The sequence below is a fragment of the Kitasatospora sp. NPDC041917 genome, assembly GCF_055589745.1.
The window spans coordinates 22,558-43,120 of the sequence record NZ_JBVJBI010000048.1; the positions used below are offsets into that span (position 1 = coordinate 22,558).

Here is a 20,563-nt window from a genome sequence, read left to right on the forward strand (position 1 = left end):
CGGCGGGGACGCCGACGACGACACTGATTACCGGGCCTGCGCTTCCTCGGCCTGGCCCTCGGTGTCCGGACGGATGTCGATCCGCCAGCCGGTCAGGCGCGCGGCCAGGCGGGCGTTCTGCCCCTCCTTGCCGATCGCCAGCGACAGCTGGTAGTCCGGCACGATCACCCGGGCGGAGCGCTGGGCGGCGTCCACGATCTCCACGCTGGTCACCCGCGCGGGCGACAGGGCGGCGGCCACCATCTCCCGGGGGTCCTCGGACCAGTCGACGATGTCGATCTTCTCGCCGTGCAGCTCGCCCATCACGGCGCGCACCCGGGAGCCCATCGGGCCGATGCAGGCGCCCTTGGCGTTCAGGCCCTGGCGGCGCGACCAGACCGCGATCTTGGTCCGGTGGCCGGCCTCACGGGCGATCGCCGCGATCTCCACGCTGCCGTCCGCGATCTCCGGGACCTCCAGCGCGAACAGCTTCTTCACCAGGCTCGGGTGAGTGCGCGACAGCGTCACCGAAGCACCGCGCACACCCCGGCGCACGGCCACCACGTAGCACTTCAGCCGGGTGCCGTGCCGGTAGTCCTCGCCCGGGACCTGCTCCTGCGGCGGCAGGATGGCCTCCAGCTTGCCGATGTCGACCAGCACGTTCTTCGGGTCGTTGCCCTGCTGGACGACACCGGTGACGATGTCGCCCTCCTTGCCCGCGTACTCGCCGAAGGTCTGGTCGTCGGCGGCGTCGCGCAGACGCTGCATCATCACCTGGATGCCGATGCTGGACGCGATCCGGCCGAAGCCGTTCGGGGTGTCGTCGAACTCCTTCGGCTCGACGCCCTCGTCCAGCTCCGCCGGGTCCTCCATGGCCCACACGGTGACGTGGCCGCTCTTGCGGTCCAGGTCCACCCGGGCCCGGCGGCGCGAGCCCTCGGTGCGGTGGTACGCGGTGAGGAGGGCGGACTCGATGGACTCGACCAGCAGGTCGAAAGGGATGTTCTTCTCGTTGACCAGCGTGCGCAGGGCACTCATGTCGATGTCCACGGCTACGCCTCCTCGTCTTTCGTCACGTTCGTCATGGTCGTACGGCACCCGGGGGTCACTCGGCGCCGTCCTCCCCCTCGTCGAAGTCCGCGGCCTCGTCCAGGAGCTCGTCGTCCTTGCGGTTGAACTCGACCTGGACGCGCGCCCGGGTCACCTCCGCGTACGCCAGACGGCGCTCCTTCGGACGGCCGCGCCCCTTCACCGGCTGCACCTCGACCAGTGCGCCGTCCTCGTCGGCCTCCAGCACCCGGGCGACGATCTCCCCGCCGTCCACCAGGTGGATCCTGGCCAGCCGACCTTCGGCGCGCTGCCAGTGCCGGGGCAGGACCAGCGGACGCTCCGCACCCGGCGAGCCGACCTCCAGCAGGTACGCGTCGTCCCCCATCAGGTCCGACTCGTCCAGGGCCTCACCGACCACCCGGCTGAACTCGGCGATGGCGTCCATGTCCACACCGCCGTCGGTGTCGACGTCGATCTGCACCTGCCGGCGGCTGCCCGCCCGAGTGACCCTGACGTCCTCCAGGTCCAGTCCGGCCTGCTCGGCCAGCGGCTCCAGCAACGCTCGCAGCCGGTCGGTGTGGGTGGTGCTCATCCGGGTGGACTCCTCGGCCGCGTCTGCTGTTGTCAGAAGGTCGCCGCGCACCCCCGGTGCCACACCGGAATCACGGCAGCTCGGCCCAAAGCCTATCCGGTCAAGCCCCCAACCACCGATTCCTGACCTCCCCCGGCCGCCCGCACACCACCCACTGCGAGCAACCTCACACCCGGCCCGGCATCCCCGAACCGGACCCGGGAACGTGGGGATTCTGTAATCATTCACGCCAACGAGGGCTGGCGGGGAGGCCGTCCTCCCGTACCCGCCCGGAGCGCCCCCGATGCAGCCGCCCAGCCGACGGACCCTCCTGGCCCTCGGACTGCTCACCACCCTCACCGCCTGCACCGCCTCCGTCGGCGACCGGCACGCCGACCCCACCCCGCCCCGCGACCCGGACACCCCGGTCCGCCTGCGCGCGATCGCCGCCACCGACCTCCTGCTCGGCGCCTACGACAACCTGCTCACCGTCCCGGGCGCCCGGACCGCCCTGCTCCAGCCCCTGCGCGACGACACCGTCCAGCACCGCGCCGCCCTCGTCCAGGGCCTGCCGAGCGCGAGCCCCTCCCCCACCAGCACCCCGTACCGCTCCCTCCCCACCCTCCCCGAGCTGGCCCTCATGGAGCACCGGACCGCCGAGGCCCACCTCCACGACCTCGACGAGGTCGGCCCGCCCCTGGCCCGGCTGCTCGCCTCCGTCTCCGCCTCCAACGCCCTGCACGCCGCGGCCCTCGGCGACACGACCCCCGTCCTGACCCCCGACGCCGACACCGAAGGCACCCCCGCCGGCAGAGCCGCCGCCGTCCCCGCCCTCCAGGCCGCCCTCGGCGCCGAACACGCCGCCGTCTACGGCTACGGCGTCGTCGGCGCCCACTTCCCCGACGACCCCCAACGCGCCGACGCCCGCACCACCCACGCCGCCCACCAGGCCCAACGCGACGCCTGGCAACGCCTCCTCGGCACCCTCACCGCCGCCCCCACCCCCGCCGCCGGCGGCTACCGGCTCCCCTTCCCCGTCGCCTCCCCCACCGACGCCGCCAAACTCGCCGTCCACCTGGAAACCCGCCTGACCACCGCCTACGCCGACCTGGTCACCGCCGTCCCCGCCCCCTACCGCCTCCTCGCCGCCACCGCCCTCCGCGAAGCCACCCTGCGCGCCCACCACTGGGGCGCCCCCGCCACCCCCTTCCCCGGCACCCCCGGCTGACCCGGAGCCCCCGCGCCCGCCTCCCTCCCGGAAGCCGGCACCCTCCCGAGCGCCCCGCCCTCCCAAACCCCGACAATGGACCCATGTCGGGAGCCGAACCCACCATCACCGTCCCCACCTGGCTGACGAACACCGTCACCGCCACCCACGGCGAGGCCGGCCGCCAATGGCTGGCCGACCTCCCCGCGAAGGCCGCCGCCCACCTCGCCGCCTGGAACCTCACGCTCGAACGGATCCTCGACCCCGGCGGCAGCCTCAGCCTCGTCGCGTACGTCCACCGCGACGACCTCTCCCCCGCCGTCCTCAAGATCGGCCTGCCCACCCCCGAGACCGCCCAGGAGCACACCGCCCTCGCCCACTGGGCGGGCCGCGGAGCCGTCCTCCTGCTCGACGCCGTCCCCGCCGAGGGGGTTCTCCTGCTCGAACGCCTCCACGGCGAGATCCCGCTGCGTTCCCTCGCCGAGCCGAAGGCCGCACTGGAGGCCACCAGCCTGCTGCACCGGCTCTGGACCGAACTCCCCGAGGGCCACCCCTTCCCCGCCGCCGCCCAGCGGATCGCCGCCGCCGCCCGCCTCGCGGAACACCCCCACCCCGCCGCCGCCGAAGCGCGGCAGCTGATCGCCGAGGCCCTGGACACCGCCCGGAGCCTGGCCGACTCCGCCGACGAGTCCTTCCTCCTGCACGGCGACTTCCACCACGGCAACGTCCTGGCCGCCGACCGGGCCCCCTGGCTGGCCGTCGACCCGAGCCCGCTGGCCGGCGAGCGCGCCTACGACCTGGCCCGTCTCGCCCTGGACCGCGCCGACACCCTGCTCGGCTCCCCCGGCGCCCCCGCGGCCGTCCGCCGCCGTCTGGGCCGGCTCGCCGAGTCCCTCGACGTCGACCGGGAGCGCCTGCGCGGCTGGACCCTCTTCCGGGCCGTCGACCTCGCCCTCCGCGCCCTCGCCGCGGACCGCCGCGAGGACGCCGAGCTCCACCTCGAATTCGCCGATTCCCTCTGACCTCAAGGCCCTTGAGGCCAAAGGCACTTGGGGTGCTAGGCCCCGGTTCCCCGCAGGGGCAGCCGGGCCCCCATCACCGCGTACAGCCGGTCCGTCGCCGGGAACCGCACCGCCCGCGCCAGGTCCTGGTACCCCAACGCCCGGTACAGCCGCCGCGCCGGCGTCTCCGCGTCGATCGCCGAGAGGATGCTCCGGTCCAGGCCCGACGCCTCGCACAGGGTCCGGATGATCCGCGAGCCGACCCCCTGCCCCTGGAACTCCGGCAGCACGTGCAGCTCGGTGACGGCGAAGACCCTGTCCAGCCAGTCCCCGTACCCCCGGGCGGCCAGGTAGGGCTCGATCACCGTGCTCCACCAGTGCTCCCGCTGGTTGGGCATCCCGTACCCGAACCCGACCAGCTGCCCCCCGCTCATCGCCCCCAGCGCGATCACCCCCGGCTGCTGGGCGTGCCGCCCCACGATGTGCAGCCGTACCGCGACCTCTTCGGGCGTCAGCCCGAACGCCACCGCCTGGACCTCCAGCGCCTGCGGCGCCCAGGCCGCAAGGTCGATGGCCTCGATCGTCACCCCGGTCAGCTGATCCATGCTCCGGACGTTACTACCCGTGGCCCCGCGGCGCGGCCGAAGATCCCAACAGCACCTCGCACACCGCGCCCGCCCCGCCCGGGCCTCCCCCTCAGAACAGCACGCTCATGAACGCCCCGACCTCCCGGAACCCCACCCGCCGGTACGCGGCTCGGGCCCGCAGGTTGAAGTCGTTGACGTACAGCGACGCCACCGGCGCCACCTCCCGCAACGCGACGTCCAGGACCGCCGCCATCCCGGTCTCGGAGAGCCCCTGCCCCCGGTGCTCCGGAGCGACCCAGACCCCCTGGATCTGACAGGCCCCCTCCGTCACCGCCCCGATCTCCGCCTTGAAGACGACCTGCCCGTCCTCCCCGAACCGCGCGAACGACCGTCCGGCGGAGACGAGTTCGACCACCCGGGCCTGGTAGAGGAGCCCGCCGTCCCCCGCCAGCGGCGACACCCCCACCTCCTCGGTGAACATCGCCACGCAGGCCGGCATCAGCGCCTCGACCTCGTCGCGCCGCACCCTGCGCACCAGCGGATCCGGCGCGATCTCCGCCGACGGCACCGAGGTCGCCAACAGCGGCTGGTGCGCCCGCACGTCCCGGGCCGGCCCCCAACTGCGCTCCAGCAGAGCCCAGAAGGCCGCCGTGGCCGCCGCCGGCCCGACGATCGAGGAGCAGCGCCGCCCCTGCCGGCGGGCCCGCTCCGCGAACGCCGCGACCGCCTCCGACCCGGCGTCGACGAGGACCAGGTTCGCCCCGGCGTAGCAGAGCGCGTCCAGCACGCCGTCCCCGTCGTACCAGCCCCACAACTCCCCGCCGAGCCGCCACGGGTCCAGCCCGACGGCCTCGACCCTGGTGGCGACGAACGCGTTGGCGACCGGGTCGCGGTGGAGGATCTCCAGGGCGTCCGGGAGGTCCGGCGGCTCCAGCACGCGGGTGGTGGCCAGGGCCCGGGCGGCCTGGAAGGAGCTCGGGAGCATCACACCTCGATCGAGCATCGAGACAGCACCTCACTGAGACGACTCTGGCCGCACCCTACTCCGTGGCCCCACCCGGCTACGGCCGCGGGGCCGTCCGCGAACGGACGGCCCCGCTTCCGGAAAGCACCGCACGGGTGCTCCCGTACGGTCAGGACAACCTACGGCTGTCAGAACACGCTACGCGGGGTTCGCTCCCGCACAAGCCGCGCGGGGATCACTCCCCGGCGACCACGGTCGGCGCGCCCGCCTCGACGCCGGCCGCCTGCATCTGCTCGGCGAGCTTGAGCGCCTCCTCGATCAGGGTCTCGACGATCTTCGACTCCGGAACGGTCTTGATGACCTCGCCCTTGACGAAGATCTGCCCCTTGCCGTTGCCGGAGGCGACCCCGAGGTCGGCCTCGCGGGCCTCGCCCGGACCGTTCACGACGCAGCCCATGACGGCCACCCGCAGCGGCACCTCCATGCCCTCCAGCCCGGCGGTGACCTCCTCCGCGAGCTTGTAGACGTCCACCTGGGCGCGTCCGCAGGACGGGCAGGAGACGATCTCCAGGCCGCGCTCGCGCAGTCCGAGCGACTCCAGGATCTGGTTGCCGACCTTGATCTCCTCGGCCGGCGGGGCGGAGAGCGAGACCCGGATGGTGTCGCCGATGCCCTCGGCCAGCAGCGCGCCGAAGGCGACCGCCGACTTGATGGTGCCCTGGAAGGCCGGGCCGGCCTCGGTCACGCCGAGGTGCAGCGGGTAGTCGCACGCGGCGGCGAGCTGGCGGTAGGCGTTGATCATCACGACCGGGTCGTTGTGCTTGACCGAGATCTTGATGTCGCGGAAGTCGTGCTCCTCGAACAGCGAGCACTCCCACAGCGCCGACTCGACCAGCGCCTCCGGGGTGGCCCGGCCGTACTTCTCCATCAGCCGCTTGTCCAGCGAGCCGGCGTTGACGCCGATCCGGATCGGGACGCCCGCGTCCTTGGCGGCCTTGGCGATCTCGCCGACCTTGTCGTCGAAAGCCTTGATGTTGCCCGGGTTCACGCGCACCGCCGCGCAGCCGGCGTCGATCGCCGCGAAGACGTACTTGGGCTGGAAGTGGATGTCCGCGATGACCGGGATCTGCGACTTCCTGGCGATGATCGGCAGCGCGTCGGCGTCGTCCTGCGAGGGCACGGCGACCCGGACGATCTGGCAGCCGGACGCGGTGAGCTGGGCGATCTGCTGGAGCGTGGCGTTGATGTCCGAGGTCACGGTGGTGGTCATCGACTGCACCGAGACCGGCGCGTCGCCGCCGACCGGCACGTTGCCGACCATGATCTGCCGGGAGTAACGGCGCTTGGCCAGCGGCTTGAGCGGCAGGGACGGAATACCGAGCGAGATCGCGGTCATGTGCGCAGGGTTCCCCGGGGTTGAGGTGTGGTCGACCGCCCGGCCGTGACACGGCCGAGGCCGGGCGCGCTGACGATCGCGCACCCGGCCTCCACGGTACGGCACCGTCATGGCGCCCAGCACACCCGTGGTACCCGAACGCCCTAACTGATCTTCACCGGGTTCACCAGGTCGGCGACCATCACCAGCAGGGTGAAGCCGATGAAGATGCTGGCCACCACGTACGCCACCGGCATCAGCTTGGCGACGTCGAAGGGGCCCGGGTCGGGCCGCCGGAACAGCTGTGCGAACCGGCGCCGGACCGCCTCCCAGGCCGCGCCGGCGATGTGCCCGCCGTCCAGCGGAAGCAGCGGCAGCATGTTGAAGAGGAAGAGCGACAGGTTGATGCCGGCCAGCAGGTTCACGTAGAACGCGATCCGCTGGGTGCCGGGGATGTCGAGCGAGAAGACCTCGCCGCTGACCCGGGCGGCGCCGACCATGCCGATCGGCGAGTCCGGATCGCGCGGGGCGTCGCCGACGACCGCGTTCCACAGCCCCGGGATCTTGCCCGGCAACGCGATCAGCGACTTCACCCCGTTCTCGGTCATGTCGTACATCCGGTCGACCGACTGCCCGAATCCCAGCCGGACCACACCACTCGCGGGAGTGAATCCGAGGAACCCGGCCTGGACGCTCTGGCCCTTGAGCGGGACACCGTTGCCGTCGTACTTCTGGACGTCGTTGACCGCGATGGTCGGGTTGAGGGTGAGCTGCTCCCCGGCCCGCTCGACCACGACCGGCACGCTCCGGCCGGCCGACTCGCGGATGTCCGCCTGGAGCTGGTCGTAGCTGTGGATCCGGTCGCCGTCGAAGGAGAGGATCCGGTCGCCCGCCCTGAGTCCGGCCTGGGCGGCCGGGGTCTGCGGGGCGCCCTCCGGGCAGGTGTCCCGGGGCTGGCCGACCTTGACCACGCACTTCTCGACCGAGCTGACCGTCGGCACGCTCATGTTGACGCCGAAGCCCATCATGACGGTCAGGAAGAGCCCGAACGCCAGGATCAGGTTCATGAACGGACCGGCGAACATGACGATCATGCGCTTCCAGGGCTTGCGGGTGTAGAAGAGCCGGCTCTCGTCACCCTCCTGGATCTCCTCGTAGGAGGCCTCGCGGGCGTCCTCGATCATGGTTCGCCAGGGCGAACTGCTGCGCTTGGTGATCCGGCCGTCCTCGCCCGGCGGGAACATCCCGATCATCCGGATGTACCCGCCGAACGGGATCGCCTTGATGCCGTACTCGGTCTCGCCCTTCCGGCGCGACCAGAGGGTCGGGCCGAAGCCGACCATGTACTGCGGCACCCGGATGCCGAACAGCTTGGCCGTGGAGAGGTGGCCGAGTTCGTGCCAGGCGATCGAGATGAGCAACCCGATGACGAAGACCAGGATGCCGACCACCGTCAAAACCGTTGCCACCGTTGGTCCTCCGTCATGCCGCTCCGCTCATCGTCTCGTCCTACCGCAATCGGGGCCATGGGCCGACCGTCAGCCGGCCGCCAGCTCGCGGGCCCGGGCGCGCGCCCAGTCCTCCGCGTGCAGGACGTCCTCCACCGTCAGGGAAGTTCCCGCCGCCGCGGCGCCGTCCCGCTGACCGTGCTCGGCCACGACCTTGGCAACAGTGTCCACGATTCCGGTGAAGGCGAGGCGGCCCTTCAGAAATGCCTCCACGCACTCCTCGTTCGCCGCGTTGAAGACCGCCGGGAAGGTGGTGCCCAGGGCGCCCACCTCCCGGGCCAGCTCGACCGCCGGGAAGGCCTCGTCGTCCAGCGGGAAGAACTCCCACGTGGCGGCCCTGGTCCAGTCGCAGGCGAGAGCGGCGTCCCGCACCCGGTCCGGCCAGCCCAGGCCCAGCGCGATCGGCATCCGCATGTCCGGCGGGCTCGCCTGGGCCAGGGTCGAACCGTCGGTGAACTCCACCATCGAGTGCACCACCGACTGCGGATGGACGACGACCTCGATCCGGTCGAACGGCACGTCGTACAGCAGGTGCGCCTCGATCACCTCCAGGCCCTTGTTCACCAGGGTGGCCGAGTTGATCGTGACGACCGGGCCCATCGACCAGGTCGGGTGCGCCAGCGCGTCCTGCGGGGTCACCCCGGCCAGCTGCTCCCGGGTGCGGTTGCGGAACGGGCCGCCGCTGGCGGTGACCACCAGCTTGCGCACCTCGGCCCGGGTGCCGCCGGCCAGCGCCTGGAACAGCGCGGCGTGCTCGGAGTCCACCGGCACGATCTGGCCCGGCTTCGCCACCGCCTTCACCAGCGGACCGCCGACGATCAGCGACTCCTTGTTGGCCAGCACCAGCACCCGGCCCGCCTCCAGCGCGGCCAGCGTCGGCCGCAGGCCGATCGAACCGGTGATGCCGTTCAGCACCGAGTGGCACTCCAGGGCGGCCAGCTCGGTCGCCGCGTCCGGACCCACCAGCACGGTCGGCAGCGGACCGCCCGCCGCCTTCGCGGCCAGCGCCTCGCGCAGCGCCGGCTCGGCCGCCGGATCGGCCACCGCCACGGTGTGCACGCCCAACCGCACCGCCTGCTCGGCGAGCAGCTCCACCCGGCCGCCCGCCGCCGACAGCGCGACCACCCGGAAGCGGTCCGGGTTGCGGAGCACCACGTCGATCGCCTGGGTGCCGATCGAACCGGTGGAACCCAGGATCACCAGCTCCCGGGGGCCGGAGGGGTCCGCCACGGTGGGCGTGAAGCGCAGCTGCGGGTGGGCGAGCGAAGTCATGCGCCCATTGTGTCCTGTCCGCGGCACCGCCCCGGACTTCTGGTGTCCTGTCCGCGGCACCGCCCCGGACCTCCCCGGACCTCCCCGGACCTCCCCGGACCTCCCCGGACCTCCCGGCCCGTCCCGGGCTACCGTCGGAACCATGCGTACCGTCATCGCCGGGGGCCACGGACAGATCGCACTCCGACTGGAACGGCTGCTCGCCGCCCGCGGCGAACGCCCGGCCGGCATCATCCGCCGCCCCGAACAGGCCCGGGACCTCGTCGACGCCGGCGCCGAACCACTGCTGCTCGACCTGGAGGCCGCCACCGCCACGCAGCTCGCCGGACTGCTGACCGGCGCCGACGCGGTCGTCTTCGCCGCCGGCGCCGGACCGGGCAGCGGCGCCGCCCGCAAGAACACCGTGGACCGGGACGCCGCCGTACTGCTCGCCGACGCCGCCGAACTCGCCGGGATCCGCCGGTACCTGATGGTCTCGGCGATGGCCGCCGACGCCGCGGCGCACCACCCCGCCGACAAGGTCTTCGAGACCTACCTGCGGGCCAAGGGCGCCGCCGACGACGCCGTCCGGGCCCGCACCGGCCTGGACTGGACCGTGCTGCGCCCCGGGCGGCTCACCGACGGCCCCGGCACCGGCCTGGTCCGGCTCGCCCCCTCGGTCGACCGCGGCGCGGTCGACCGGGCCGACGTCGCCGCCGTCCTGGCCGCCCTGCTGCACGAGCCCGGCACCGCCGGACTGACCCTGGAACTGGTCTCCGGGAACGTCGCCGTCGAGGAGGCCGTCGCCGCGGCCGCCGGGCACGACGGCTGAGCCCGCGCGGGGGCGCGAAACGCCGGGAGGGCCCGGTTCGGCGAACCGGGCCCTCCCACCGCAGCGCTACGGCACTGCCACGACGTCGCTCAGAGGTCGAGGCCGGTCAGGACCATGACCTTCTCGACGGTGTAGTCGTCCATCGCGTACTTGACGCCCTCACGGCCGACACCGGAGTCCTTGACGCCGCCGTACGGCATCTGGTCGGCGCGGTAGGACGGCGCGTCGCCGATGATCACACCGCCGACCTCCAGCTCCCGGTGGGCGCGGAAGGCGGTCTGCAGGTCGTGGGTGAACACACCCGCCTGGAGGCCGAACGCGGAGTCGTTGACCGCCGCGAAGGCCTCGTCCACGCCGTCCACCTTGTGCAGCGACAGCACCGGGCCGAACACCTCGGCCTTGGCCAGGATGGCGTCCCCGGGCAGGTCGGCCAGCACGGTCGGGGCGTAGGTCGCACCCTCGCGGGAGCCGCCGGTGAGCACCTTGGCGCCCTTGGCGACCGCGTCCTCGACCCAGGACTCGACGCGCTTCGCGGCGTTCTCGTCGATCAGCGGGCCGACGTCGGTCGCGTCGTCGCCCGGGTCACCGGTGACCTGCGCCTTGACCTTCGCGACGACCTTCTCCACCAGCGCGTCGTACACCGAGGCGTCGGCGATCACCCGCTGCACCGAGATGCACGACTGGCCGCCCTGGTAGTTCGCGAACATCGCGATCCGGGTGGCCGCCCAGTCCAGGTCGGCCTCCGAGGACCAGTCGGCGAGCACCACGGCCGCGGCGTTGCCGCCGAGCTCCAGGGTGCAGTGCTTGCGCGGCACCGAGTCCATGATCTGGTAGCCGACCTTGTCCGAACCGGTGAAGGAGATCACCGGCAGGCGCTCGTCCTGCACCAGGGCCGGCATCCGGTCGTTCGGCACGGTCAGGATCGACCAGGAGCCGACCGGCAGGTCGGTCTCGGCCAGGATCTCGCCCAGCACCATCGCCGACAGCGGGGTCGACGGAGCCGGCTTCAGGATGATCGGCGCACCGACCGCGATCGCCGGGGCGACCTTGTGGGCGACCAGGTTCAGCGGGAAGTTGAACGGGGCGATCCCGAGCACCACACCGCGCGGGAAACGGCGCACCACCGCGAAACGGCCCACGCCGCCCGGGTCGGTGTCCAGGCGCATGGTCTCGCCGTTGGTGCGACGCGCCTCCTCGGCGGCCCAGCGGAAGACCGACACCGCACGGCCGATCTCACCGCGGGCCCACTTGATCGGCTTGCCGTTCTCGGCGCTGACCAGCTGGGCGAGCTCCTCGGTGCGCTCGGTCAGCCGCTTGGCCACGTGGTCCAGGGCGGCGGCACGCTGGTGCGCCGGAGTGGCGGCGAACACCGGCAGCGCGGCGACGGCGGCGTCCAGCGCCTCCTCGACCTGGGCCTCGGTCGGGATGCTCACCTTGCCGACCAGACGGCCGTCCCAGCTGTTGTGCACCTCGAAGTCGGCGTCACCGCTCGCCCGGCGGCCGGCGAGCCAGAAATCGTACGTGGTGGTCACCGTGGTACCGGCCCTCTCCTCGTCTGTCCTACGGCCCACGGACGTGGGACCCGGATTTGAGGGTAGGCGGGGCGGCGCGCCGACCGGATTGGCCGACTAGGAGCGTTCGCCCCCGGGGCCACTCCACCACGTCCTACCGGGGCGCGGTCCGCGTCCCGCCGGAGCCTCGTCCACCGCCCGCCGCCCGCCGCCCGCCGCGTGAACCGCCCGTGCCACCCCGTACGTCACTCCTCGCCGGAACGCAGCGCCAGCCACAGCTCCATCCGCACGTCCGTGTCGTCCAGCGAACGGCCCAGCAACTCCTCGACCCGGCGCATCCGGTAGCGCAACGTGTGCCGGTGCACCCCCAGGTCCGCCGCCGCCGCGTCCCACTGGCCGTGCCGGGACAACCACGCCCGCAACGACGCCACCAGATCCCCGCGGGCCGTCCGGTCGTGCTCCCGCAACGGCCGCAGCAACCCCTCCGCGAAGGCCGTCACCGCGTCCTCGCCCAACAGCGGCAGCAGCGACCCCGCGCCGACCTCCTCGTGGTCCACCGACCGGCGGCCGCCGCGCAACGCCACCGCCAACGCCCGCTCGGCCTGCGCGTGCGCCGTCCCGGCCTCCTCCAGCGCGGCCGGCGCCGAGACACCCAACGACAGGCCCTCGTGCTCCTCCACCGTGCCCAGACAAGCCCGGTGCACCGCGCCGTTGTCCAACGCCAGCACCATCAGCCGCTGCCCGTGCGCACCGTCCTCCCGCGCCACCAACAGCTTCTCCCCCACCCGGGCGCCCGCCTGCTCGGCCCGGTCGCCCAGCTCCCCGAGCGCCTCCGCGGCATCCGCGTTCGCCGGCCCCGCCCCGGCCACCAGAACCCGTATCGTCCCCTCCGGCAGCCCCCCGAACAGCCCCACCGCCACCTGGCGGGCCGTCGCCACCTCACCGGCCAGCACCATCCGCAACAGCGCCGCGCCCATCCGCTCCTCGGCCTGCCGCAGCTCCCGCGACCGCTCCAGAGTGAGGGTCAGCAGCGCCACCGCCGCGTTCAGCACATACCGCTCGGTCGGCGTGATCCGGTCCTCGGTCCCGACCGCCAGGAAGCCCCGGGCCCGCCGGTCCGCCCCCAGCGACTGGACCACCACGTAGTCCTCGTCCGCCGTGTCTATCCCCGGCGCGCGCCCCTGCAACGCCGCACTCGACGGCGCCGGCCGCCGACGCAGCCGGTCCACCTCCGCCGCCAGCCGCCCCGCCCGGCGAGCCGCCCAGTCCGGCGCCACCACCGACAGCGCGCCCGACCCGTCGTACAGCGCCGCCCAACCCCCCAGCCGGGCCGCCAGCCGACGCACCACCGCCGTCGTGCCGTCCTTGCCGAGCGCCGCCCGGGTCAGCTCCTCCTGCGCCTCGAAGCTGGTCGTCACCGCCTCGTACTGCTCCGCGGCCAGCGCCGCCGACACCACCTTGCTGATCGCGATGAACGGCGTCGGCTCCGGCACCCGCAACAGCGGCAGCCCGCGCTGCGCCGCCGCGTCCACCAGCGGCTGCGGCACCTCGGTGTGCGACAACCCCACCCCCAGCCCCAGCCCGACCACCCCCGCGTCGGCCAACCGGTGCACGTACGCCTGCAACTGCGCCGCCGTACGGCCCAGCTTGATACCGGTGGTGAGCAGCAGCTCGCCACCCTCCAGGAACGGCGTCGGGTCGTCCAGCTCACTGGTGTGCACCCAGCGGACCGGACGTTCCAGGTGATCCGCACCGGCGAGGACCGTCAGATGGAGCGACGTGTTACGGACGACGGAGGCGAGTGTGGGGGGCATGGCACCTTCGAAGGATCGACCTGACCGCGCCGTTGCGGCCGGGCGAGGAGAGGGACGTGGGACTGGTGAGGGTCTCTCCCCTTCATTATGGACGCCCCGGACAACCCGCACTGCCGAATCCACCTCGAAGGCGACTTCCCCGGCAGCCCGCCGTCAACCCCGGAGATCCACCAGCAACGGCGGCACCTGCTCCCCCGACACCGCCGTCAACGACACCACCGCATGCCCCGCCGGCAGCGCGTGCGCCAGATCCGACGGCGACCACCGCAGCCGCTCCACGTCCCGCGTCGTCACCGACTCCGTCTGCGCCGTCGTCCCCGACAACGCCTTCCGCCCGACCCGCCCGGCCCGCCGTATCACCCCACCGGAGGTGTCGGGGGTGTGGGTGACCTCCGTCTCGTGGACGACGTGCGTACCCCACGCCTCCGAGAAGAACTTCCCATCCCAGGGGGCAATACCGGGGAAGACCATCCGACAACCCACCGCCCCGAACAAGGGGGTCCTCAGCGATTCCGGTAGATCCATCAAGGTGCGGAGCATCAGCACGGCGCCTGCATTGGCACCGCGCATCCGCTGGAGGCCACGGACGCTGTTCGCGTCCAGGGCGGCGGACGCGTCATCCACCACCAGGCCGGCGAACAGCGAACGGTCGGCGCGGGCGGCCGCCGCCACGACGAACTGCCCCACCACGAGACGGGAGAGGATCCGCGCCGCCTCCGGGTGGCTTCGCTCGGGCAGCTTCACCCGAACGCGCAACGGGTGGTCAAGCGCTCGCATGGCGAACGGCAGACGGCCCGTGCCGTCCGTGGCGAAGGCCCCCTCGAACGCCGGACGGTCGAGCAGTGCCAAGCGGTCCGCAAGGAGGATCCCCGGATCGTCGGCGCGTTCCTGCTGCCGCTGCCGGTACTCGAGGTCCCGCTCGTAGACCGACAGCTGACCCCTTGCCCGAAGGGCCTTGACGAGCGGTTCCATCATGTCCGGCTCTCCGGAGAGCAGTGCCCGCAGTTCACGGACGCCTGGATAGCGCCCGTAGGCAGTGTTGAACGGTCCAACCACCTGTTGAAGCGTTGTCCGGGTGCTCTCCGCACGCGCGATCAGTTCGTCCGGCAGCAGTGCGTCCGCGAGTCTGGCGGCTGCCTCGTCGGCATCCTGCGTCGCTCCGTAGAGGTCCAGCCCGTAGACCGAACCCGGCTCTCCCGGTGCGATCACGACGTCGTACCACTCGTCCGGGCCGAGGTCCGCGTCCGCTGCACCGACCACCACGACGCATGCCGTCCCAGCCAGCGTCTGGAGACACAGGGCCTCCGTGACAGGGCGAGCGAGTCGAGCCGTCTTGCCGGTTCCCGCAGGGCCGACGGCCAGCAACGACGTGCCCAGGACGGCCGGGTCCAAGGCGAATCCGGTCGACCGGTGGCCGTGCGGGTTCTTGACCACGTCCTGTGTCGTACCGAGCCGCACCTGTTGCAGCAACATATCGTGCCGGGCCTTCCTGGTCACCAGGTCCCGGGACTCCGAGGGGTGTGAGAAGGCCGCAGCACCCCGTGCGAGCACCTGGTCGACGAAAGCGGGCAGGAAAACGGCATCGGCCTGCGCGGACTCCCACGCCCGCTGGATCCGGACATAGTCGACGTCTCCGGCCTTCTCGTGGTCCAGTTTCTCGGCCGCCGCCAGAGCTCCGCTCGATCGCTGGGCGAACCACGGGTCGGCAACGGGCGACGACTCCCGATCGCTGGCGGGGCCGGCCGGGGCGGGCCCCTCGTGGGTGATCGCCCGCGCAAGGACCGGAGCGATGTTCTTCCGCCATCCGGAGCGTGTGAGGAACCGGCGGGCGACCTCGCGCCACCGCCCGGTCCGCCAGAACACGGCAGCCGCGCAGCTGATGGTGATCAGGTTGATGAGAACCTGGACGGTGTTGAACTGCTCCGGCGACGTCCCGGCAAACCATCCAAGGAGTCCTACCAGCCACACCAGCACGAACGTGCCGATGTAGTAGGTCGCGACGGTGGCGACGAGGTTCAGGGCGGCACGCCACAACAGCTGCCCGGTGGGGACCTTCGCTTCCTCCGCCTCGGTGGGATCAGTCCACTTGTAGCCCTGCCGGAAGATCCCGGGAGCCGCCTCCGGCCGAGGAATCGCCACCCACGCCGGAAGGTCGAAGGCCCCGTCCGTGCCCCCGCCGGGGCGTTGGTGGGGCAAGGGGCTCGGGGGGCTGGTGGTGTTGTGCTCGCCGTGGTGGTGTGCCCCGTCCTGTGCCATGTACGGCCCCGCTCCCTCGCCCGCCCGCCCGCCCGGCCCGACCGCCGTCGGTGCCGCCATACCCATGCCGCCGTACCGGCGACACGCCCGCGCTCAGGGTAGTGGAGCGTGGCCTGCGGGTAGTCGTGCCGCCCGCGCTGGCCGTGCCGGACAAGTCGGACGGCGCACTGCTACCGAGTGGCGCGTGCCCGGGTGGGGAGGGCGGCCGTAGCCTGCGAAGCACCGAGCCGAGAAGTCTGGAGAAACCCCATGAGCGCCGCAACGCCGCTCCCGCAGGAGCGCCGCCTGGTCACCGCGATCCCCGGTCCGAAGTCGCAGGAGCTGCACGCCCGCAAGCTGGGTGCGGTGGCGGCCGGTGTCGGCACCACCCTGCCGGTGTACGTGTCCCGTGCCAACGGCGGCGTGCTGGAGGACGTGGACGGCAACTCGCTGATCGACTTCGGTTCCGGCATCGCCGTGACGAACGTCGGCAACAGCGCCGAGGCCGTGGTGGCCCGGACGACCGAGCAACTGGGCAACTTCACGCACACCTGTTTCATGGTGACCCCGTACGAGGGTTACGTGGCGGTCGCCGAGCAGCTGAACGAGCTGACCCCGGGTGACCACGAGAAGCGCACCGCGCTGTTCAACTCGGGTTCCGAGGCCGTCGAGAACGCGGTGAAGATCGCCCGCGCCTACACCAAGCGCCAGGCCATCGTGGTGTTCGACCACGGCTACCACGGCCGCACCAACCTGACCCTGGCGCTGACGGCGAAGAACATGCCGTACAAGCAGGGCTTCGGTCCGTTCGCCCCCGAGGTCTACCGGGTGCCGGTCGCCTACCCGTACCGCTGGCTGACCGGTGCGGAGAACGCCGCCGCCGAGGCCGCGGCCCAGGCGATCGACGCGATCAACAAGCAGATCGGTGCCGAGAACGTCGCCGCGATCATCATCGAGCCGATCCAGGGCGAGGGCGGCTTCATCGAGCCGGCCAAGGGCTTCCTGCCGGCGATCGTGGAGTTCGCGAAGGCGAACGGCATCGTGTTCGTCGCGGACGAGATCCAGACCGGTTTCTGCCGCACCGGCCAGTGGTTCGCGTGCGAGGACGAGGGCATCGTCCCGGACCTGATCACCACCGCGAAGGGCATCGCCGGCGGTCTGCCGCTGTCCGCGCTGACCGGCCGCGCCGAGATCATGGACGCCGCGCAGACCGGTGGTCTGGGTGGCACCTACGGTGGCAACCCGGTGGCCTGTGCCGCCGCGCTGGGCGCCATCGAGACCATGAAGGAGCTGGACCTCAACGGCAAGGCGCAGCGGATCGGCGAGATCATGCTGGGCCGCCTGCGGGCCATGCAGGAGAAGTACGAGATCATCGGTGAGGTCCGCGGCCGCGGTGCGATGATCGCCGTCGAGCTGGTGCTGCCGGGCGGCAAGGAGCCGAACGCGGCGGCCACCGCGGCCATCGCCAAGGCCTGCCACGCCGAGGGCCTGGTCGTGCTGACCGCCGGCACCTACGGCAACGTGCTGCGCTTCCTGCCGCCGCTGGTCATGCCGGAGCACCTGCTGACCGAGGGCCTGGACATCCTGGAGGGTGCGTTCGCCGCCCTCTGAGCGGTGTCGCCCGTCAGGTCGTGAACCCCCGCCGGAGGGTTGTCCGGACAGCGCTGAACGGCCCGTGGGGACCTCTTGGTCCGCACGGGCCGTTCGGTTTCCGGCGTGCCGCGCGGGCGGTCCGGGCATGATCGACAGGGTGCCCCGGAGGTTGCCCGGCGCGGGGTGAAGATGGTGTGCGGAATCGCTGAAGGCGCTCGGCGCGGAAGGGCTGTTGACGTAGTGTCATCGCAGATGGACAGCGAGCCTCAGCCGTTGGCGCGGCCGTCCGCGGGGCCCCTTCCGGGGCCGGTCGCGCGGGTGCCGCACGAGGACGACCAGGCCGGCCCGGGAGGGTCGGCGCCCACCGAAGGCCGATCGACCGACCGTCCGACCCACACCCCCCGGGGCGCGCGGAACGGCGATCATCAGAGCCGCCCCGGAGCTCTCCCCCCTGCTCCGGGGCGGCTGTCCGCCGTTCCGGGCCGGGTGGCGCGGTCGGTGGCGGTGCCGGTGGTCGCCGCGGTGCTGCTGATGGTGGTGTCCTGGCAGGTCGCGGCGGAGGGGCCGCTGCTCGGCGTGGACCGCGGGGTCCGCCGGGCGGTCCGTTCGGCCCATCGGGACTTCCCGAACGCCTTGCTCGACCGGCTCGGTCTCCTCCTGTCGGACCTGGGCAGCAGCGTTCCGGCGGTCCCGGTGCTGCTGCTGGCCGGTGCTCTGGCCGCGTGGCTCGGGCGCCGGGCCGGGGCCGGGCGCTGGTGGCTGCCGCTGCCGGTGGCGGCGCTGACGGCGGTGCTGATCCCGTTGCTGGTGGTCCCGGCGAAGTCGGCCTTCGCCCGGCCGGGTCCGCTCGGGGAGCCGCTGGCGGCGGGCCAGTGGGGCTGGTACCCGTCCGGGCACACCGCGACGGCGGCGGTCTCGTACGGGGTGGCGGCGCTGTTGCTGGCCCGGGTGGCGGGGCCGCGCGCCGTCCGGGGGTTGACGGCGGGTGCGGTGGTGTTGTCGCTCGGGGTGGGCGCGGGGCTGGTGTGGAGCGATTTCCACTGGCTGCTGGACGTGGTGGCGAGCTGGTGCCTGGCCGTCCTGGTGCTGTGGGCGTTCGCCCGGTGGCTGCCCCGGCCGGGTTCCGGGGGTCGTCAGGCTTCGGGGGCCTCTTCGTTGCGGTGAACGAGGCCGGGCTCGCCGTTGTCCCGGTGCCATGCGATGACGAGTTCGTCGCGGGCGCCGAAGCGGACCAGGTGGCGGCCGACGACGTCCTCCAGGCCGGGCAGGTTCTCGCGCTCGCCCTCGACGGTGAGCAGCAGCGCGTCGGGCTGTGCCTCCAGGGTGGCGGTGCCGGCGCCGAAGACCATCGTGCCGCGGCCGGTCTCCTCCGAGTAGACGGCCTCGATCTTGCGCCCCATGTGGGCGGTGAGCTGCTTGGCGTAACGGCCCGGGCGGTCGGTGGCGACGCGGGCTTCGGAGCGGGGCATGGGTCCTCCAAGGTCGGGAAGGGGAACTTAGGGTCCCCTCACTCGGGGCAACGCTAACCCAGATACTGAGCTAAGCTCAACATATTTCCGCGATCACCCTCCGCCGCCTGGCCGCGGGCCCCGGACCGACGGCTACCCTTGGGCGGACGCCAGCCGAGGAGACCGCCGATGACCACCACGCCGACCGACGAACCGGCGGACCCCTCCTCCGGCCCCCGGTCCGGCACCCCGGACACCGCCGCCGAACTGGCCGACGCGATGACCAGGGCGATCAAGCGGATCCGCCGTCAGACCGGCTGGCGGCTGGAGCCGTACGGCATCACCCCCGGCCAGGCCCGGGCGCTGCGCACGCTCGCCCACGTCCCCGGCTGCGAGACGCCGGACCACGCGATGCGGCTGAGCGACCTCGCCGACAAGCTGCACATCGCCCCGCGCTCGGCGACCACCGTGGTCGACGCGCTGGAGGAGGCCGGCCTGGTCGAGCGCAGCCCCGACCCGGCCGACCGGCGGGCGGTGCGGATCCTGCTGACCGAGGCCGGGCGGGCGGCGGTGGAGCGGATCGGGCAGGTCCGGGACGAGGTGGCGCAGGAGTACTTCGGCGAGGTCAGCCCCGCCGACGAGGAGGTGCTGCTGCGGGTGCTGCGCTCGGCCGAGGCCCGCTTCCTCGAAGCCGGGCCACCACGCCGGTAGCGGCCCCCGGGCGCAGCGCGGTGATCCCGATCCCGGCGATCACCAGCAGCGCGGCCGCGGCGGCGGTCGGGCTGATCCGCTCGCCCAGCAGCAGCCAGGCCGAGGACATCCCGAACACCGGGACCAGCAGCGAGTAGGGCGCGACGGCGGTCGCGTCGTAGTTGCGCAGCAGGAAGCTCCAGGCGACGAAGCCGAACAGGGTGGAGACCAGCCCGACGTAGCCGATCGCGCCCAGTCCGGCCGGGGTGATCCCGCGCAGGGCGCGCAGGTCCGCTTCGGGCCCCTCGACCAGCAGGGACAGGCCCAACAGCGGCAGCGGCGGGACGGCGCTGACCCAGACCATCCAGCGCAGGGCGTCCGGCGGCGCGGCCTTGCGGGTCAGGACGTTGGCCAGGCCCCAGGCGAGGGCGGCCAGGACGACCAGGGCGAAGGCCCCGAGCGGTCCGCCCGCGCCCTGGTCCCGGGCGCTCAGCGCGATGCCGGCGAAGGCGACCGCCAGGCCCGCCAGCCGCTGCCGGCCGGGGCGCTCGCGCAGCAGTACGGCGGCGAACAGCGCGGTGAAGCCGGCCTGCCCCTGGAGCACCAGGGAGGAGAGTCCGGCCGGCATCCCGGCGTGCATGCCGAGGAAGAGCAGCCCGAACTTGACCACCCCGAGGACCACGCCGACCGCCACCACCCAGCGCCGGGCCACCTTGGGCGGGCCGACGAAGAAGACCGCCGGCACCGCGACGACGGCGAACCGCAGGGCGCAGAAGAGCAGCGGCGGGAAGCTGTCGAGGCCGACGTGGATCAGGACGAAGTTGAGGCCCCAGACGGCGGCCACCAGGACGGCCAGGGCGATGTGGCGCGGGCTCATGCCGCCCGGACCGCCGTTGCCACCCGTGCCACTCGTGCTGCCGGTGCTGCCCGTGCTGGTGCGGCCGCTC

The 20,563-nt window shown here is 72.8% G+C and carries 18 protein-coding genes; 6 read left to right on the forward strand and 12 right to left on the reverse strand.

The window, feature by feature from the left end:
* Positions 1 to 27 precede the first annotated feature (27 nt).
* Together nusA and rimP are read right to left on the reverse strand one after the other, a co-directional pair.
* A complete protein-coding gene (nusA, locus tag ACZ6EM_RS35020; protein ID WP_401055733.1) occupies positions 28 to 1,029 on the reverse strand; it encodes a transcription termination factor NusA in 1,002 nt (333 codons plus the stop codon).
* Between the two features lie 55 nt (positions 1,030 to 1,084).
* Positions 1,085 to 1,621, reverse strand: coding sequence for a ribosome maturation factor RimP (gene rimP / locus ACZ6EM_RS35025; RefSeq protein ID WP_359909157.1), 537 nt, complete (start codon positions 1,619 to 1,621; stop codon positions 1,085 to 1,087).
* 283 nt (positions 1,622 to 1,904) lie between these two features.
* On the opposite strand from rimP, the gene ACZ6EM_RS35030 reads away from it, so the two are divergent.
* Positions 1,905 to 2,828: a ferritin-like domain-containing protein gene (locus tag ACZ6EM_RS35030; RefSeq protein ID WP_452179573.1), complete on the forward strand. Its 924-nt coding sequence runs from the start codon at positions 1,905 to 1,907 to the stop codon at positions 2,826 to 2,828.
* Between the two features lie 83 nt (positions 2,829 to 2,911).
* A complete protein-coding gene (locus ACZ6EM_RS35035) occupies positions 2,912 to 3,829 on the forward strand; it encodes an aminoglycoside phosphotransferase family protein (RefSeq protein ID WP_452179574.1) in 918 nt (305 codons plus the stop codon).
* 35 nt (positions 3,830 to 3,864) lie between these two features.
* Here the strand turns inward: ACZ6EM_RS35035 and ACZ6EM_RS35040 are convergent, their stop codons facing one another.
* The 5 genes from ACZ6EM_RS35040 to dxr all read right to left on the reverse strand — a co-directional run bounded on the left by ACZ6EM_RS35040 (position 3,865) and on the right by dxr (position 9,514).
* Positions 3,865 to 4,413, reverse strand: coding sequence for a GNAT family N-acetyltransferase (locus ACZ6EM_RS35040; RefSeq protein WP_359909165.1), 549 nt, complete (start codon positions 4,411 to 4,413; stop codon positions 3,865 to 3,867).
* Between the two features lie 91 nt (positions 4,414 to 4,504).
* Positions 4,505 to 5,380 carry a GNAT family N-acetyltransferase gene (locus ACZ6EM_RS35045; RefSeq protein WP_452179580.1) on the reverse strand — a complete coding sequence of 292 codons (876 nt, stop codon included), beginning with the start codon at positions 5,378 to 5,380 and terminating at the stop codon, positions 4,505 to 4,507.
* Between the two features lie 214 nt (positions 5,381 to 5,594).
* Positions 5,595 to 6,755 carry a flavodoxin-dependent (E)-4-hydroxy-3-methylbut-2-enyl-diphosphate synthase gene (gene ispG, locus ACZ6EM_RS35050; protein ID WP_359909168.1) on the reverse strand — a complete coding sequence of 387 codons (1,161 nt, stop codon included), beginning with the start codon at positions 6,753 to 6,755 and terminating at the stop codon, positions 5,595 to 5,597.
* Positions 6,756 to 6,898: 143 nt separating this feature from the next.
* The gene (locus ACZ6EM_RS35055) at positions 6,899 to 8,203 is read right to left on the reverse strand and encodes a M50 family metallopeptidase (protein ID WP_401046808.1); all 1,305 of its coding nucleotides are present in this window, start codon (positions 8,201 to 8,203) and stop codon (positions 6,899 to 6,901) included.
* 69 nt (positions 8,204 to 8,272) lie between these two features.
* Positions 8,273 to 9,514 (reverse strand): 1-deoxy-D-xylulose-5-phosphate reductoisomerase, encoded by a 1,242-nt coding sequence (gene dxr, locus ACZ6EM_RS35060; protein WP_465774185.1) that lies wholly within the window; start codon positions 9,512 to 9,514, stop codon positions 8,273 to 8,275.
* Positions 9,515 to 9,656: 142 nt separating this feature from the next.
* On the opposite strand from dxr, the gene ACZ6EM_RS35065 reads away from it, so the two are divergent.
* Positions 9,657 to 10,325, forward strand: coding sequence for an NAD(P)-binding oxidoreductase (locus tag ACZ6EM_RS35065; protein ID WP_465774186.1), 669 nt, complete (start codon positions 9,657 to 9,659; stop codon positions 10,323 to 10,325).
* Between the two features lie 89 nt (positions 10,326 to 10,414).
* On the opposite strand, the gene ACZ6EM_RS35070 is transcribed toward ACZ6EM_RS35065, so the two are convergent.
* The 3 genes from ACZ6EM_RS35070 to ACZ6EM_RS35080 all read right to left on the reverse strand — a co-directional run bounded on the left by ACZ6EM_RS35070 (position 10,415) and on the right by ACZ6EM_RS35080 (position 15,906).
* Positions 10,415 to 11,857, reverse strand: a complete 1,443-nt coding sequence (locus ACZ6EM_RS35070; RefSeq protein ID WP_401046803.1) for an aldehyde dehydrogenase family protein — start codon at positions 11,855 to 11,857, stop codon at positions 10,415 to 10,417.
* A 224-nt stretch (positions 11,858 to 12,081) separates the two neighbouring features.
* Positions 12,082 to 13,650, reverse strand: a complete 1,569-nt coding sequence (locus ACZ6EM_RS35075) for a PucR family transcriptional regulator (protein ID WP_359909183.1) — start codon at positions 13,648 to 13,650, stop codon at positions 12,082 to 12,084.
* Positions 13,651 to 13,803: 153 nt separating this feature from the next.
* Complete coding sequence (locus ACZ6EM_RS35080; protein WP_465774187.1) at positions 13,804 to 15,906, reverse strand: ATP-binding protein; 2,103 nt, start codon at positions 15,904 to 15,906, stop codon at positions 13,804 to 13,806.
* A 249-nt stretch (positions 15,907 to 16,155) separates the two neighbouring features.
* On the opposite strand from ACZ6EM_RS35080, the gene gabT reads away from it, so the two are divergent.
* Both gabT and ACZ6EM_RS35090 read left to right on the forward strand, forming a co-directional pair.
* The gene (gene gabT / locus ACZ6EM_RS35085; protein WP_359909189.1) at positions 16,156 to 17,496 is read left to right on the forward strand and encodes a 4-aminobutyrate--2-oxoglutarate transaminase; all 1,341 of its coding nucleotides are present in this window, start codon (positions 16,156 to 16,158) and stop codon (positions 17,494 to 17,496) included.
* Positions 17,497 to 17,976: 480 nt separating this feature from the next.
* The gene (locus ACZ6EM_RS35090; protein WP_465774188.1) at positions 17,977 to 18,642 is read left to right on the forward strand and encodes a phosphatase PAP2 family protein; all 666 of its coding nucleotides are present in this window, start codon (positions 17,977 to 17,979) and stop codon (positions 18,640 to 18,642) included.
* On the opposite strand, the gene ACZ6EM_RS35095 is transcribed toward ACZ6EM_RS35090, so the two are convergent.
* Complete coding sequence (locus ACZ6EM_RS35095) at positions 18,612 to 18,947, reverse strand: DUF2218 domain-containing protein (protein WP_359909195.1); 336 nt, start codon at positions 18,945 to 18,947, stop codon at positions 18,612 to 18,614. The genes ACZ6EM_RS35090 and ACZ6EM_RS35095 overlap by 31 nt on opposite strands.
* A 168-nt stretch (positions 18,948 to 19,115) precedes the next feature.
* Between ACZ6EM_RS35095 and ACZ6EM_RS35100 the strand changes: the two genes are divergently transcribed.
* Positions 19,116 to 19,637 (forward strand): MarR family winged helix-turn-helix transcriptional regulator, encoded by a 522-nt coding sequence (locus ACZ6EM_RS35100; protein ID WP_359909198.1) that lies wholly within the window; start codon positions 19,116 to 19,118, stop codon positions 19,635 to 19,637.
* Here the strand turns inward: ACZ6EM_RS35100 and ACZ6EM_RS35105 are convergent.
* Complete coding sequence (locus tag ACZ6EM_RS35105; RefSeq protein ID WP_452179581.1) at positions 19,552 to 20,493, reverse strand: EamA family transporter; 942 nt, start codon at positions 20,491 to 20,493, stop codon at positions 19,552 to 19,554. The genes ACZ6EM_RS35100 and ACZ6EM_RS35105 overlap by 86 nt on opposite strands.
* Positions 20,494 to 20,563 lie beyond the last annotated feature (70 nt).